Consider the following 14,089-nt stretch of genomic DNA (forward strand, 5'->3'; position numbering starts at 1 on the left):
CATGAAAACCCAGGCAACAATATCACAGCCCTCTGCCGTTCCCGGCTCTCCGCTGCTCCAGGTGAGCGGCGCGTTGCTCGGTATTATTGCCTTTATTCTTATCGCCGCATGGCTGGCGAAGCGCTTCGGCCTGGCGGGTAAAACCGCCGGCACCCGCGGTCTGAAGGTCAGCGCCAGCACGACACTGGGGCCACGCGAGCGCGTGGTCGTTGTCGATGTGGAAGATGCACGGCTGGTGCTGGGCGTGACTGCCTCCAGCATCAACGTCTTGCATAAACTGCCGCCAGCCCCGGCAACGGGTGACGAGCGCGCAGAAGTCCCTGCGGATTTTCAGTCCGTCATGAAGAGTTTGCTTAAGCGTTCCGGGAGATCCTGATGCGCCGTTTGTTATCCCTTACGCTTGCGGGCGTCGGCCTGTTTGCCCCTGCGGTTTACGCGCAACTGCCCGGTCTGGTCTCAACCCCTCTTGCAGGCGGCGGGCAAAGCTGGTCGCTGCCGGTGCAGACGCTGGTTTTCATCACCTCGCTGACGTTTATTCCGGCGATCCTGCTGATGATGACCAGCTTCACCCGAATCATCATCGTCTTTGGCCTGCTGCGCAATGCGCTGGGCACCCCGTCCGCGCCGCCTAACCAGGTACTGCTGGGTCTGGCGCTGTTTTTAACCTTTTTCATTATGTCGCCGGTTATCGACAAGATTTATACCGACGCATACCAGCCGTTTAGCGAAGATAAAATCTCCATGCAGGAGGCGCTCGATAAAGGGGCTCAGCCGCTGCGGGAGTTTATGCTCCGCCAGACCCGGGAAGCGGACCTGGCACTCTTCGCCCGCCTGTCCAATACCGGCGAGCTTCAGGGACCGGAAGCCGTTCCGATGCGTATTCTGCTGCCTGCGTATGTCACCAGTGAGCTGAAAACGGCCTTTCAGATTGGCTTTACCATCTTTATTCCGTTCCTGATTATCGATCTGGTGATCGCCAGCGTTCTGATGGCGCTCGGGATGATGATGGTGCCCCCGGCCACCATTGCCCTGCCCTTTAAGATCATGCTCTTTGTCCTGGTCGATGGCTGGCAACTGCTGGTCAGTTCGCTGGCGCAGAGTTTCTACAGTTAAGGAGCCGTAATGACGCCAGAATCGGTCATGATGATGGGCACGGAAGCGATGAAAATCGCGATAGCCGTTGCCGCGCCGTTACTGCTTGTCGCGCTGGTGACCGGTCTGATTATCAGTATCCTGCAGGCCGCCACGCAGATTAACGAAATGACGCTGTCATTTATCCCAAAAATTATCGCCGTGTTCGTGGCGATTATCGTTGCCGGGCCGTGGATGCTGAACCTGTTGCTGGACTATATGCGCAACCTGTTTACCAATCTGCCGTACATCATCGGCTGACCCGACGATGCTGCACTTCACCAGTGACCAGTGGGTTCAATGGCTTGGCGTCTATTTCTGGCCGATGCTGCGTATTCTGGCGCTGATTACAACGGCCCCCATTCTCAGTGAGAAAACGATACCCAAGCGCGTCAAAGTGGGGCTGGGCATCATCATCACCATTATCGTCGCCCCTTCTCTCCCGCCCGTGGATATTCCGATCTTCTCGGCGAAAGCGGTGTGGGTTGCACTGCAACAGGTGATGATTGGCGTGGCCGTAGGCTTTACCATGCAGCTTGCCTTCGCGGCCGTGCGGACCGCCGGCGAACTGATTGGCCTGCAAATGGGTTTATCATTCGCCACGTTTGTGGATCCCGGCAGCCACCTCAACATGCCGGTGCTGGCGCGCATTATCGATCTGCTCGCCATGCTGCTGTTCCTGTCGTTCAACGGCCATCTGTGGCTGATCTCCATGCTGGTGGATACTTTCCATACGCTGCCGATTGGGGAAAACCCGGTGAACAGCAACGCGTTTCTGGCGCTTACGCGTGCGGCCGGGCTTGTTTTCCTGAATGGCCTGATGCTGGCGCTGCCGATTATCACCCTGCTGCTGACCGTGAACCTCGCCTTAGGGTTACTCAACCGAATGGCACCGCAGCTCTCGGTGTTCGTCATTGGTTTTCCGCTGACGCTGACGGTCGGTATTTTATTAATGTCATTACTGATGCCCCTTATCGCCCCCTTCTGTGAGCACTTATTCGGCGAGATATTCAATCTGTTAGCAGATATTGTCAGTGAGCTACCGCGTAAATAATAGCCCTCACAGTTGATATTGTCTTTCTGAGGATATTCCTAAAATAAAACGTGAAAAACATCTTCCAGGATATATCTGACGCGGTTTAATTGTTTCTAACCACCTCACAATACTTAATATTTACTTTACTTTAAGAAGATTCCTGGCAAATTATACGTAACTTTACGGGATAGTGAGTCCGCCTGAAAGTCTTTGTCATGCTCACAGGTTTATTAATTTTTTCCATCCCGTATGGCTGTTATGAGCTCTCAGGCAGATGGTGAATTATCGTTACGCATTGAGTGAGGGTATGCCATGTCAACGATCATTATGGATTTATGCAGCTACACCCGGCTAGGGTTAACCGGGTACCTGGCAAGCAGAGGGGTAAGAAAGAGAGACATCAACGATGCACACACCGTTGACGAACTCGCAGCCGCTTGTGACGAACTTAAACCAGGCGTGGTGTTTATTAATGAGGACTGTTTCATTCACGATCCAGCCAACAGTCAGCACATTAAGCAAATCATTAATCAGCATCCAAAAACCCTGTTTATTGTTTTTATGGCGATCGCGAATATCCATTTCGATGAGTATTTGTTGGTTCGCAAAAATTTATTGATCAGTTCTAAATCGATTAAACCAGAGTCGCTGGATGACATTCTGGGTGATTATTTGAATAAAGAAGTTAAAAATGTAGGAGCGGTTAACTTACCCACCCTATCATTAAGCAGGACTGAATCAAGCATGCTGCGAATGTGGATGGCAGGGCAAGGGACTATTCAGATCTCAGACCAGATGAATATTAAAGCCAAAACCGTTTCGTCACATAAAGGAAATATTAAAAGGAAAATTAAAACGCATAATAAGCAAGTGATCTATCACGTGGTACGCCTCACCGATAATGTGACGAACGGGATTTTCGTCAACATGCGTTAGTCGCTAAAAAAACCCTTTGCACCCTACCTTTGATCTCTGGCCTGGCCAGAGATTTTTGCTTCTGTGGACAGTGTCGGGCGCGCCAGTCGCCACCCGACGCCATGCTATTGCGCTTTCTCTACAAAGATGCCATCCGGGTGTCCCAGTTCGTTAAAAAACCAGATGCCGAGCGGGTAGTCTTCAAGTGATACCAGGTACATCGTGCCTTCACTAAATTCTTCAATTGCCAGGACCACACCCGGGCGGCGCGGTCCACCGTCCGTTTTAACGGTTACCCGATCGTTGACCTTCATACGTTCCTCCTCTGGTTTTGAGCCAGTGTAGAACAAAACGCCTTAACTGGCATCGCTGCCCGGTGTGAATGGCGTTTTTGTGCGCAGTCTATACTTACGGTTGGAGACGGCAAAATGAGGTACCCCGTAATGAAGACCGACAAAGAGTACAGCGACACCATCAAACGCGAGGTTGAGGTGGATGTCGATGCCCTGCTGGCCGCCATCAATGAAATCAGTGAGTCAGAAGTCCTTCGTTCAGACGACAATTCAGACAGGGTCATTGTGAACGGAAGGGATTATCACACCTACCGTGAACTGGCGGAGGCCTTCGAGCTTGATATTCATGATTTTAGCGTGTCTGAAGCAAATCGTTAGGACGAAAAAAATCCCGGTCATGGGGATGGCCGGGATCAAAACTTGCTTATGCAAGAAGCACTTGAAAATTCGTTACACCAGGAAATCTGATGTACACAAAACACTATCCTCAACCATTTTGTATGACAAGCATATATTCTCATGGCGAATATAATATTTGGTACATAATAAATTTAGTTATGAGGGACAACATGCGCCGAATGCGGGTTTGGCAGGAAAGATACCCTTTTGCCTCACTTAAGCATTAGGAATTTTTTTAGGAATATTCTTAGGTGGCAGTTTGTCAGTTATCAGGAGTCGTTATGCCTTCACTGCAGGATAGCCTGCTGATCTTTTCCGATCTCGACGGCTCGTTGCTCGATATTCATACGTACGAGTGGCAACCGGCCATGCCCTGGCTGGACACCCTCCAGGATAACCAGGTGCCGGTTATTCTCTGCAGCAGCAAGACCGCGGCAGAAATGCTGGATATCCAGCAGGATCTGGGCCTGGAGGGGTTGCCCTTCATAGCTGAGAATGGCGCGGTGATTCAGCCCGACGTGCGCTGGGAGACAGGTCGACGCCACATCAGGGGGATGACGCACCGTGATATTCGCCCGCTGATCGACCAGATTCGCCAGCAGCGGGGCTTTAAATTCACCACCTTTGATGACGTCGACGAACGGGTAATCAGCGAGTGGACGGGGCTGACGCGCTATCGTTCGACCCTCGCGCGCCGACACGAAGCCTCCGTTACGCTCATCTGGCGCGACAGCGATGAAAAAATGGCGCAATTTGACGAGGCGCTGGCGCAGTGCGGCCTGAAATGCCTGCAGGGAGCCCGCTTCTGGCATGTTCTGGATGCTCGCTGCGGTAAAGACGTTGCGGTTGACTGGCTGATTGAGCAGTACCGTGAGCGGGAAGGCATTGTGCCGGTCACCCTGGGGCTTGGCGATGGTCCAAATGATGCCCCGCTGCTGGACAGCGTGGACTACGCCGTGGTGATCAAGGGCATTAACCGGCAGGGCATCACGTTACGTGACGATAACCCCGCCCGGGTGTACCACACGCAACAGCCCGGACCCGCGGGCTGGCAGGAGGGGCTGGATCACTTCTTATCCTGATCGTGCCAGAACACCCGGTTGCGCCCGCACTGCTTGGCCTGATACAACCGGGCATCCGCCACTGACTGCAGCTGTTCGAAATCGTAATTGTCCTTTTCCTGGGCGCTACTTACCCCCAGTGAGGCACTGATACGCACGGTGGTACTCTTTTTCACCAGGATCTCTTTACTGTTGATGCGTGAGCGAATGCGTTCCGCAATCCCCCTCGCCTCTTCAAGCCCGCTACCGGGCAGTACCACGCAGAACTCTTCCCCACCCACGCGTCCGGCAACATCATTCTTGCGCAGTGCGCTGCCAATCAGGCCCGCGGCATGGGAAAGCACTTTGTCCCCGGCCTGATGGCCAAAGCGATCGTTAATGCTTTTAAAATGGTCGAGATCGATTTGAATCACCGAGAACGGCAGCGACTGCTGCCGACATTTTTCCGACAGCATTTTGGCACGCTCAAACAGGGCACCACGGTTATTCAGGCGGGTGAGCGGATCGTGCCAGGCCTGCCACTGCAAAGAGTGCTGAAGCGTGTACATATTGCTGACCATCCGACGGATAACCAGCCACGAGATAAGAAGCATGGCGGTGAAGAGTGCCCAGAGCAGCGCCAGCACGATACTGATACTGCCGAAGTCCCCCTTCACGCCTTCATGCAGGGTATGAACGCGTAAAATCACACCATCGAAGTGATCGAGCCTCTCCCAGCTGATAAAGCGGCTTCCGAGGCGGATCCCCCCGCCGGTATCGTTCTCGATTGCGTGTGCTATCTGCGCCGTTTCGCGTTCGTCAAACCGGTTCACCAGGCTGCCGGCCTCTTCTGACGTGGCAATCATATTCAGCCGGGTGTCGTACAGCTGATATTCCCCCTCTGTACGCTCTTGCGTTGCCTCTTCCAGCAGATGTTTCATGGTCTTCAATGAGAAATCCATCGCCACAACGCCATACCAGTAATGGTCAAAATAGATCGGCACGCTGGCCGTGATCATCCGTTCACCACCGGTCCAGGGGGACGGGCTGGAGATAAACCAGCGCACCGCGCGAGCGCGATTGTTACGTTCAGACTGCTGGGTAAACCACGGCTGGGTAACCAGATAGTAATAGCGCTGGCTAATATCACTCGTCTGTTCAGGCGCGTCCGTCGCAAGGTAAAACCCGGCGCGTGACGCATAGATAACCCGCTCTTCACTTTGCCCCACCGAGGACGCCAGTCGGAGTAAATACCCCACTTCGAGGGCGGCAGAAATTTCATTGCTGATACGCTCAGGATCACGATTCAACAGCGTGGTTTTTTCGACGAACGCATCCGACACGCCGTTAATGGGGAGAGTGCGTTTTTTATCAACGGCGAGCTGCCAGCTGGGGCGCGTGCGAAAGGCGTTAAAGCGTGAAATCGCTTCATACAGGACATCAAAGGCCAGCGGCGTCTGGATGGCATCACGCATGCTTTTGCGGAAAAAAAGCATTTTATCCACGCTGTACTGTAACTGCCGGTCCAGCGAAGTGGCTACCGTTTCCAGATGATTACGCTGGCTGGAGATATACGCATCTTCCAGTACCACCACCTCTCGCCAGGTCAGGAGCGTGGAAAATATCAGTACGATGAGAAAACAGAGATTAACAATCAACCCCGGATTGCTACGCATATGCAGCCATTGCAGAAAAGATCGTCTTACAACAAAGGTCTCGCGCTGCACACACACTCCCTGATTACTGCCCGACGCCGGATACGGAAGGTAAAAACGCCCGGCAAAGCCGGGCGTTATGTCATTAAGCCTTGTCTCGCTTGCGCTGCCCGTCTCCCGGCTGAAGCTCATCTTCACGGAACGCTTCCCGCTTGATGCTATAACCGTCGTGCCACCGGCATTCCACCATACCGCTGGAATACCCGGTGACAATCATACGTGGGCCGCCCTTCTTAGGCTTAACTTCATCACTGACCAAAAAGACCATACCTGCCTCCTGTATCAGGGTGAAACGTTTTCAATTTAGACGAGGAATGATCTTTTTGCACCCCGCAACAGGTAACAATTAGTGCGACGTTCCGCGGATTTTTTCGACCAGTTTTACGGCCCCAACCACGATAATGCCAATGATAAAGCCCAGCACAAGATTAAGCAGCGTGGGCAGAATTGCCGCCACTATGCTGCCCTGCGCCGAGGCGAAATGTTCAATAGCATGGTGCAGCGGCGCGATACCGTGAACCACAATACCGCCTCCGACAAGGAACATCGCCAGCGTACCCACCACTGACAGGCTCTTCATCAGCCAGGGCGCGGTCACCAGCAGGCTTTTGCCGATACCTTTGGCGATAGCGCTCGATTTTTCTTCCAGCCAGTAGCCGATATCATCCAGCTTAACGATAAGCCCCACCAGCCCGTACACCCCCACCGTGACCAGAATAGCGATCCCGGAGAGGATCAGGACCTGGTTCAGAAGCGGTGCTTCAGAGACAATACCTAACGTAATGGCCACGATCTCCGCCGACAGAATAAAGTCGGTACGAATGGCACCTTTCACCTTATCACGCTCGAAGGTTTTAGGATCCTGCGCGGCCAGCGCCTCAAGACGCTGCTGGCGCATTTCCGGCGTGTCGCTGTTCTTACGTGCGGCGAACGAGTGCAGGATTTTCTCAGCGCCTTCGAAGCATAAAAATGCGCCGCCAATCATCAGCAACGGCGTGATCGCCCAAGGGATAAACGCGCTGATCAGCAGCGCAAGCGGCACCAGGATCACCTTATTCAGGAATGAACCCTTCGCTACGCCCCATACCACCGGTAATTCACGGTTGGCCCGAACGCCGCTCACCTGCTGGGCGTTGAGCGATAAATCATCTCCCAGAACCCCGGCGGTTTTCTTCGCCGCCAGTTTCCCCATCACCGAAATGTCATCCAGTAAGGTGGCAATATCATCCAGTAATGTTAATAAGCTACTTCCTGCCAAAATCTCATTCCTTCTTTTTTTGGTAATTAAGTGAATAGTATGGAGCAAAAGTGTAAACCCGGAAACAGGCACCTCGCGTCAACAAAAAATTCACATCAACTACACAATTAAAGCGCTCGCCAGCCCGATAGTTTTGGCGTTTACTGTCAGCGACCTTTTCATTTTGTCGCGAGGGATTATGCGTTTCCGGCAACTGCTACCGCTCATTGGGGCACTTTTTTCGCTGTATATCATCTGGGGTTCCACCTACTTTGTCATTCGTATCGGCGTGGAGAGCTGGCCGCCGCTCATGATGGCGGGCGTACGCTTTCTCTCGGCGGGCGTGTTACTGATGGCCTTCCTGCTGTTACGGGGCCATAAGCTGCCTCCGCTTCGCCCGATGCTCAATGCCGCCCTGATTGGCCTGCTGCTACTGGCCATAGGGAATGGGTTTGTGACGGTCGCCGAGCACCAGAACGTGCCGTCCGGAATTGCCGCCGTCGTGGTCGCGACCGTCCCGCTGTTTACGCTGTGCTTTAGCCGTCTTTTCGGCATCCGCACCCGCAAGCTCGAATGGGTAGGGATTGGGATCGGGCTTGCCGGGATCATCCTGCTCAACAGCGGCGGTAACCTGAGCGGAAATCCGTGGGGCGCAGTGATTATCCTGATCGGCTCCATGAGCTGGGCATTTGGGTCGGTATACGGTTCACGAATTGAGCTGCCGACCGGCATGATGGCGGGCGCGATTGAGATGCTCGCGGCGGGAATTGTGCTGCTGATTGCCTCAACGCTGACGGGCGAAAAACTGACAGCCATGCCGGACATTTCGGGCTTCCTGGCCGTGGGTTACCTGGCATTATTTGGCTCTGTCATCGCCATTAACGCCTATATGTTCTTGATCCGCAATGTCTCGCCGGCGATCGCGACCAGCTACGCTTACGTGAACCCGGTGGTTGCCGTACTGCTGGGCACCAGCTTTGCGGGCGAAACGTTGTCCCCGGTGGAATGGCTGGCGCTGGGCGTGATTGTCTTTGCCGTTGTGCTGGTAACGCTGGGGAAATATCTGCTTCCTGCGAAGCCGGTTGTTACGCCGTGTGAGGTGGAGAAACCGTAAGCGGGTGAATACCCTGGGTGTCGATCTGCGCGGCCTGCCCGCCGCCGCAGATCCACTCTTCCAGCCGTTCTGTCAGGTCGGCATCGTTACGTCTTAATCTGCCGCGCAGCGCGCACTCCCAGACAATCAACACCCGCCAGCCCTGCGCGAGAAGCGTGCTAAGGTCACGGTTGTCCCGCGCGACGTTCTTGCCAATCTTCTCCAGCCAGAAATCCGTACGCGTCGCGGGAACCTTAAACAGGTAGCAGTCGTGGTGATGCCAGAAACAGCCGTGGGTAAAGATGATGCATTGATACGCATCGATAACGAAATCAGGACGGCCCGCAAGCGCGGCATCCTGCACGCGGAAATCAAACCCCGCCTCGGTCAGCAGCCCGGCTAGCCGCTTTTCAATGGCGGTATCACGCGTGCCGATGGCACGCATGTTTTTACTGCGCGTCGCCTTATTGTGAACATCCGTCATTGACGGCCTCACTCTCACGTAACGCCACGGCCTGTCTGATGCGGGAGGCCAGCAGTTTTGCCACCGCCGCAAACGCGGGAACGACCACCGAGTTACCAAACTGCCGATAAGCCTGGGTGTCCGACACCGGAATGCGGAAGGTATAACCCTGCGGGGTCTCAAACCCCATCAGCCGAGCGCATTCACGTGGCGTTAAGCGGCGCGGACGGTGACGCTGGTTATCGGGATCGTCAAAATCTTTCTCCCCCAGCGCTTTATCCCAGCCCCGGTCGATCAGGATCTCTGCGCCATCTTTATAGTAGCGAGCGGACAACGTGCGCGTCACACAGTGCGGATCGTTCGGATTAACCATCCCGAAGCCAAAACCGTTGCCTTTGGCCTGGTGTTTTTTCGCATAGCGGTAGAGGTATTTCCACAGCACCTGGGTGAGGATAAATTTCGCGTCGACGACAGGTTCCAGCAGGTCGGCCACGGTTGGGCGACGCGCAGGGTATAAAGAGGGAATATCCCGCAGGGTAAAATCCCCCTTCAGGTTGAGGTCGCGGCGAAAACCAACCAGCACAATGCGTTCGCGGTGCTGTGGCAGGAAATGTTTACCGTCGATGATTTTCGGGTCATCCGCGCCCATATGCTGAGCATCCGCTACGTCATACCCCAGCTCATCGAGCGTTTGCATGATAATGCGGAAGGTCTTTCCGCCGTCATGGCTCTTGAGATTTTTGACGTTCTCCAGCACGAAAATCGCCGGACGACGGGCGTCGATAATGCGGACAACATCAAAGAACAGCGTGCCTTGCGTATCGCAGGCAAAACCGTGGGCGCGTCCGAGGGCATTCTTTTTCGACACGCCGGCCAGCGAGAAAGGCTGGCACGGGAAGCCCGCCAGCAGGACATCATGGGCCGGAATTGACTGGCGAATGTGCTCAGCCGCCTCTTCATCACTCACGCCGCTTTTGTGGCTCAGCGTAACATCACGGATATCGGCGTTGAAACGGTGTTCATGGGGATCGCAGTACCAGTTGGCTTTGTAGGTACGGACCGCATGTTTGTTCCACTCGCTGGTAAACACACACTGCCCGCCAATGGCCTCAAACCCGTGTCGAATGCCGCCAATGCCGGCAAACAGATCGATAAAACGGAAGGCATAGTTCGGGTGCGCGGCTGAAGGACGCGGAAGCAGGTTTTGCAGGTAACGAAACTCGCCCTCACTCAGACGCTGCCCTGCCCGCTCGCTGGTCAGCAGTCTCTTCAGGATTGCCGGGCTCCAGTGGCTCTCACCGTGCGCCACCAGCTGATTCGCCAGCGTTTTAGCATCATAGATATCCAGCAGCTGGCGCAATAAAGCCTGCACCGTTGCCGTTGATTTCTCAGCCTGCTCTGGCGCGGGCTCACTCACTGATCGATTTTCCTGCATTCTTTTAACCGGAGAATAAAGACTGGAAACAGATTACCACAGTTCACTCGCTCAAACTGCGACGGAAGCGGCTCAGCACCTGGCTATCCAGCCCCAGGCAGTCGCCCTGTAATTCGGCACTTAATTTCGCCATAAACTGGATGAGAAAATCGGCGTTGTGTTGCGCAAGTTCGCGCCCCACGTCTGTGTGCATTGTATCAGGCAAGCGCAGCAGCTTGGTCTGAAAATGGTCGAGGGCAAAGGCGCGGTCATTAAGGGTGCGCGCATCGGCAAACGGGTCTTCAGCGTTAAAGAGCGCCACGCCCAGCGCCCCCGATACCGCAAAGACGCGCGCAAGACCAATAGCACCAAGCGCTTCCAGCCGGTCAGCATCCTGAACAATTTTGGCTTCAAGACTGTGCGGTGCGATACCGGCGCTAAAACTGTGCGCTTCAATGGCATGCTCCACGGCCGCATAGCGTTCAGAGGAGAAATCCGGAAAATCGCGACGCAGAATATCGAGCGTCTTGCTGGCCGCCAGACGTGATGACTGGCTGCGTTGGGGATGGTTTTTCGGCAGGCTGACAATGTCATGGAAATAACAGGCGGTCAGTACCACCAGTGAATCGACCGCCTGGTTCGCCATGATTTTTTGCGCCGTCATCCAGACACGACGAAAGTGCGAAATATCATGCGCGGCGTCGTGGGTCGCGTGGTTTTCATCGAGCCAACGCTCAAAGCGAGACTGCCACTGCGTAAGTTCCATCATCACGTCCTGTTGTTAAAAAGGCTACAATAGCAACTTTCCCCGCCGCTATCACGGCTTGTCCTGACAGGGACGCGTGTACCCTGCATTCCCGAGGAAATATATTTAATATCAATTGGAGATATTAAATAATACTGCCGCTAAATACTTAATGATAATTTATTTCTATACATCCTTAACTCTAATTCACCAGAAAAATAAAGCGACAGATAGAAATGTTTTGCAATATTTCTACGATTTTAATTACATTTATTTTTGAACCAAAATGACATTGCGTAGAATAGTATCAATTCTGTAATGACAGAGAGTGATTACATATATTCATATTAATTATCTTTAAAGGGAATATATAATGAAAAGAAAAGTCCTGGCAATTCTCGTACCCGCGTTATTAATGGCTGGCGCAGCACATGCAGCTGAAATGTATAACAAAAACGGCAATAAAGTTGATCTGTACGGTAAGATCGATGCGCGCCATACCTTCTCTGATCACCCTGGGGATGATGGCGATGAAACCTATGTACAAATTGGTTTCAAAGGCGAAACACAAATCACTAACGATGTTATTGGTTATGGCCAGTGGGAATATAAAACCTACGCCAATAATACCGAAGACGCCGGTGATACTTCATTTAACCGTCTGGCGTACGCTGGCCTGAAATATGGCGAATACGGTTCATTCGATTACGGTCGTAATTACGGCGTCGTGTATGATGTTGAAGCCTGGACCGATATGCTGCCCGTATTTGGGGGCGATTCTTATACCTGGACCGACAACTTCATGGTCGGCCGTGCAAACGGTGTGGCGACCTACCGTAATGCCGATTTCTTCGGCCTGGTTGAGGGTCTGAACTTTGCGCTGCAGTATCAGGGGGCAAACGAAGGTCAGGACGCAACAGAAGATCAGGAAGGGACCAAGAACGGTCATAACGACGTGCGTTTCCAGAACGGTGACGGCTTCGGTATGTCCACGACCTATGATTTCTCCGGCGATCTGTCTGGCCTGACCTTAGGCGCGGCCTACTCCTCTTCTGACCGTACCAATGAGCAGGAAGCGAAGGGTATACAAGACAGCGCACGTTTCGCCGGCGGTAAGACTGCGGAAGCGTGGACCGTTGGCGCGAAATATGATGCCAACAGCGTTTATCTGGCGATGATGTATGCGCAAACCCGTAATATGACGCCATATGGCGATACCGGGATTGCGGATGAGACGCAGAACTTTGAAGTCGTGGCGCAATACCAGTTCGACTTCGGTCTGCGTCCGTCCCTGGCATGGGTTTACTCCAAAGGCAAGGATATGACTTATCCTGGCAATGCGGGTAACCCACAGGGCCAGCATGGCGACATGGATCTGGTTAACTATATCGACGTCGGCATGACCTACAACTTTAACAAAAACTTCTCCACCTATGTTGATTACAAAATCAACATGCTGGACAACGACGAAAGCTTCTACGAAGCAAACGGCATCTCTACAGATGACATCGTTGGCGTAGGTATGACGTACCAGTTCTAACTTCCCAATACGATAAAAGCCCGCATCGCGGGCTTTTTTTATTCAACAGAGAAATGTTACGGAGCTTCCTGCAGTGCCAGACGAATAAAGCCGTTGTTCTGCGCCAGCAGTTCATGCGCCTTCCAGGCATCCAGCCCTGTCAGCACCATCAGCACCGCTGTTTTACAGTTATGGTTGCAACTCTCCAGCGCGGCTTTCGCCGCTGACCGGGTGCATCCCCCCGCTTCCATGACGATGGCAATTTGCCGTTCAGACCATTTGGTGTTGCTGGCGTCCAGATCCACGCGCAGGTTGCTGAACACGCGTCCGGTTCGAACCGCCAGGCCGGTGGTTATCATGGTCAGGATCATTTTTTGTGCGATCCCGGCTTTGGTATTGATATAACCCGCGATCGCGTCCGCGCCAAGCTCCGGGGCAATCACCATGCTCGCCAGCTGCGCGGCTTCACTTTGCGCGTCATCCGTAATAGCCGCGACCGGGGAACCCAACGACCACGCATGGCGCATCGCGCCCCAGACCCACGGTGTTTTGCCGCTGACGGTGACCGCCAGCATCATATCCTGTTCACCAAATTTGATGGCCTGCAGGTCAGCGACACCGCGCTCGTAGCTGCCCGCCTCCTCTCCCGCCGTTATGGCGATCACTGGCGTTTTTCCCGGGGCATACTCATCGGCTGCCTGCTGCGCGACACGGCCTGACGGGCCGGCGCCAACAATGACCAGACGACCACCGTGACTCAGGGTCGCAGCGGCGTTATCCACCACGCGGGCGATCATTGTTAAACATGGGGTTATTGCAGCGGAGATGAGGGCATCATCCTGGTGAATGACTTTCAGCATGTCCAGCGTGGACAATCTATCGATATTCATCGTGCTGGCGTGCCGTCTTTCCTTGACCGAACCGGTAAGCGTAATGCTCATAAACAACCTCCTTATTATGAGTACCCCTACACTATAAAGTGTTTTAGACAGGTGACCTGCGAGGAGGGTCACGAAAAGAGGACCGAATCCATGCCTTTACATGGCTTTAAGAAACGCGCGTCATCGGCGATAATTACCCCTTTCTTAA

The 14,089-nt window shown here is 53.7% G+C and carries 16 protein-coding genes and 1 pseudogene; 9 read left to right on the forward strand and 8 right to left on the reverse strand.

The features are described 5' to 3' along the window. Position 1 precedes the first annotated feature (1 nt). The 5 genes and pseudogenes from fliO (at position 2) to rcsA (ending at position 3,103) form a co-directional block, all read left to right on the forward strand. Complete coding sequence (gene fliO, locus L462_RS13315) at positions 2-376, forward strand: flagellar biosynthetic protein FliO (protein ID WP_025203802.1); 375 nt, start codon at positions 2-4, stop codon at positions 374-376. Then, positions 376-1,113 (forward strand): flagellar type III secretion system pore protein FliP, encoded by a 738-nt coding sequence (gene fliP, locus L462_RS13310; protein WP_008500316.1) that lies wholly within the window; start codon positions 376-378, stop codon positions 1,111-1,113. The genes fliO and fliP overlap by 1 nt, the downstream gene beginning before the upstream one ends. Positions 1,114-1,122: 9 nt before the next feature. After that, on the forward strand, positions 1,123-1,392 hold the full coding sequence (fliQ, locus tag L462_RS13305) for a flagellar biosynthesis protein FliQ (protein WP_008500315.1): 270 nt from the start codon (positions 1,123-1,125) through the stop codon (positions 1,390-1,392). A gap of 7 nt (positions 1,393-1,399) precedes the next feature. Then, positions 1,400-2,201: pseudogene (fliR, locus tag L462_RS13300) on the forward strand (flagellar biosynthetic protein FliR). Between the two features lie 278 nt (positions 2,202-2,479). Next, the gene (gene rcsA, locus L462_RS13295) at positions 2,480-3,103 is read left to right on the forward strand and encodes a transcriptional regulator RcsA (protein WP_008500313.1); all 624 of its coding nucleotides are present in this window, start codon (positions 2,480-2,482) and stop codon (positions 3,101-3,103) included. Between the two features lie 104 nt (positions 3,104-3,207). Here rcsA and dsrB read toward each other — a convergent pair whose 3' ends face one another. Beyond that, positions 3,208-3,396 (reverse strand): protein DsrB, encoded by a 189-nt coding sequence (gene dsrB / locus L462_RS13290; RefSeq protein WP_020883333.1) that lies wholly within the window; start codon positions 3,394-3,396, stop codon positions 3,208-3,210. Positions 3,397-3,525: 129 nt separating this feature from the next. Between dsrB and yodD the strand changes: the two genes are divergently transcribed. After that, on the forward strand, positions 3,526-3,753 hold the full coding sequence (gene yodD / locus L462_RS13285) for a YodD family peroxide/acid resistance protein (protein ID WP_032678469.1): 228 nt from the start codon (positions 3,526-3,528) through the stop codon (positions 3,751-3,753). Between the two features lie 302 nt (positions 3,754-4,055). Then, positions 4,056-4,856 (forward strand): mannosyl-3-phosphoglycerate phosphatase-related protein, encoded by an 801-nt coding sequence (locus tag L462_RS13280; RefSeq protein ID WP_032678470.1) that lies wholly within the window; start codon positions 4,056-4,058, stop codon positions 4,854-4,856. Here the strand turns inward: L462_RS13280 and dgcQ are convergent. The 3 genes from dgcQ to L462_RS13265 form a co-directional block, all read right to left on the reverse strand. Continuing rightward, complete coding sequence (gene dgcQ / locus L462_RS13275; protein WP_032678471.1) at positions 4,841-6,541, reverse strand: cellulose biosynthesis regulator diguanylate cyclase DgcQ; 1,701 nt, start codon at positions 6,539-6,541, stop codon at positions 4,841-4,843. The genes L462_RS13280 and dgcQ overlap by 16 nt on opposite strands. A 73-nt stretch (positions 6,542-6,614) precedes the next feature. Further along, a complete protein-coding gene (locus L462_RS13270; protein WP_014170745.1) occupies positions 6,615-6,797 on the reverse strand; it encodes a YodC family protein in 183 nt (60 codons plus the stop codon). Positions 6,798-6,875: 78 nt separating this feature from the next. Continuing rightward, the gene (locus L462_RS13265) at positions 6,876-7,787 is read right to left on the reverse strand and encodes a DUF808 domain-containing protein (protein WP_020883330.1); all 912 of its coding nucleotides are present in this window, start codon (positions 7,785-7,787) and stop codon (positions 6,876-6,878) included. Positions 7,788-7,965: 178 nt separating this feature from the next. On the opposite strand from L462_RS13265, the gene yedA reads away from it, so the two are divergent. Next, the gene (gene yedA / locus L462_RS13260; protein ID WP_032678472.1) at positions 7,966-8,880 is read left to right on the forward strand and encodes a drug/metabolite exporter YedA; all 915 of its coding nucleotides are present in this window, start codon (positions 7,966-7,968) and stop codon (positions 8,878-8,880) included. Here the strand turns inward: yedA and L462_RS13255 are convergent. The 3 genes from L462_RS13255 to L462_RS13245 form a co-directional block, all read right to left on the reverse strand. Further along, the gene (locus L462_RS13255) at positions 8,852-9,343 is read right to left on the reverse strand and encodes a very short patch repair endonuclease (RefSeq protein WP_032678473.1); all 492 of its coding nucleotides are present in this window, start codon (positions 9,341-9,343) and stop codon (positions 8,852-8,854) included. The two genes, yedA and L462_RS13255, sit on opposite strands and share 29 nt — an antisense overlap. Further along, positions 9,324-10,739 (reverse strand): DNA cytosine methyltransferase, encoded by a 1,416-nt coding sequence (locus tag L462_RS13250; protein WP_032678474.1) that lies wholly within the window; start codon positions 10,737-10,739, stop codon positions 9,324-9,326. Before L462_RS13250 ends, L462_RS13255 begins: the two co-directional genes overlap by 20 nt. A gap of 61 nt (positions 10,740-10,800) precedes the next feature. Beyond that, positions 10,801-11,502: a phosphohydrolase gene (locus tag L462_RS13245; protein WP_020883326.1), complete on the reverse strand. Its 702-nt coding sequence runs from the start codon at positions 11,500-11,502 to the stop codon at positions 10,801-10,803. 352 nt (positions 11,503-11,854) lie between these two features. Here L462_RS13245 and ompC point away from each other — a divergent pair, with 352 nt between their 5' ends. Next, a complete protein-coding gene (ompC, locus tag L462_RS13240) occupies positions 11,855-13,021 on the forward strand; it encodes a porin OmpC (protein ID WP_032678475.1) in 1,167 nt (388 codons plus the stop codon). 56 nt (positions 13,022-13,077) lie between these two features. Here the strand turns inward: ompC and L462_RS13235 are convergent, their stop codons facing one another. Then, the gene (locus tag L462_RS13235) at positions 13,078-13,941 is read right to left on the reverse strand and encodes an N-acetylmuramic acid 6-phosphate etherase (protein ID WP_032678476.1); all 864 of its coding nucleotides are present in this window, start codon (positions 13,939-13,941) and stop codon (positions 13,078-13,080) included. Positions 13,942-14,089: the final 148 nt, after the last annotated feature.

This window comes from Enterobacter sp. BIDMC 26, from assembly GCF_000534435.1.
In the GTDB taxonomy this organism is placed as follows: domain Bacteria; phylum Pseudomonadota; class Gammaproteobacteria; order Enterobacterales; family Enterobacteriaceae; genus Enterobacter; species Enterobacter ludwigii.

What these genes read in the sequence shown, in the direction of transcription:
- L462_RS13245 (WP_020883326.1), bottom strand. Translation starts at nt 11,502, where the DNA reads ATGGAACTTACGCAGTGGCAGTCTCGCTTTGAGCGTTGGCTCGATGAA.
- L462_RS13255 (WP_032678473.1), bottom strand. Translation starts at nt 9,343, where the DNA reads ATGACGGATGTTCACAATAAGGCGACGCGCAGTAAAAACATGCGTGCC.
- yedA (WP_032678472.1), top strand. Translation starts at nt 7,966, where the DNA reads ATGCGTTTCCGGCAACTGCTACCGCTCATTGGGGCACTTTTTTCGCTG.
- fliP (WP_008500316.1), top strand. Translation starts at nt 376, where the DNA reads ATGCGCCGTTTGTTATCCCTTACGCTTGCGGGCGTCGGCCTGTTTGCC.
- dsrB (WP_020883333.1), bottom strand. Translation starts at nt 3,396, where the DNA reads ATGAAGGTCAACGATCGGGTAACCGTTAAAACGGACGGTGGACCGCGC.
- rcsA (WP_008500313.1), top strand. Translation starts at nt 2,480, where the DNA reads ATGTCAACGATCATTATGGATTTATGCAGCTACACCCGGCTAGGGTTA.
- L462_RS13280 (WP_032678470.1), top strand. Translation starts at nt 4,056, where the DNA reads ATGCCTTCACTGCAGGATAGCCTGCTGATCTTTTCCGATCTCGACGGC.
- yodD (WP_032678469.1), top strand. Translation starts at nt 3,526, where the DNA reads ATGAAGACCGACAAAGAGTACAGCGACACCATCAAACGCGAGGTTGAG.
- L462_RS13235 (WP_032678476.1), bottom strand. Translation starts at nt 13,941, where the DNA reads ATGAGCATTACGCTTACCGGTTCGGTCAAGGAAAGACGGCACGCCAGC.
- fliQ (WP_008500315.1), top strand. Translation starts at nt 1,123, where the DNA reads ATGACGCCAGAATCGGTCATGATGATGGGCACGGAAGCGATGAAAATC.
- fliO (WP_025203802.1), top strand. Translation starts at nt 2, where the DNA reads ATGAAAACCCAGGCAACAATATCACAGCCCTCTGCCGTTCCCGGCTCT.
- L462_RS13270 (WP_014170745.1), bottom strand. Translation starts at nt 6,797, where the DNA reads ATGGTCTTTTTGGTCAGTGATGAAGTTAAGCCTAAGAAGGGCGGCCCA.
- ompC (WP_032678475.1), top strand. Translation starts at nt 11,855, where the DNA reads ATGAAAAGAAAAGTCCTGGCAATTCTCGTACCCGCGTTATTAATGGCT.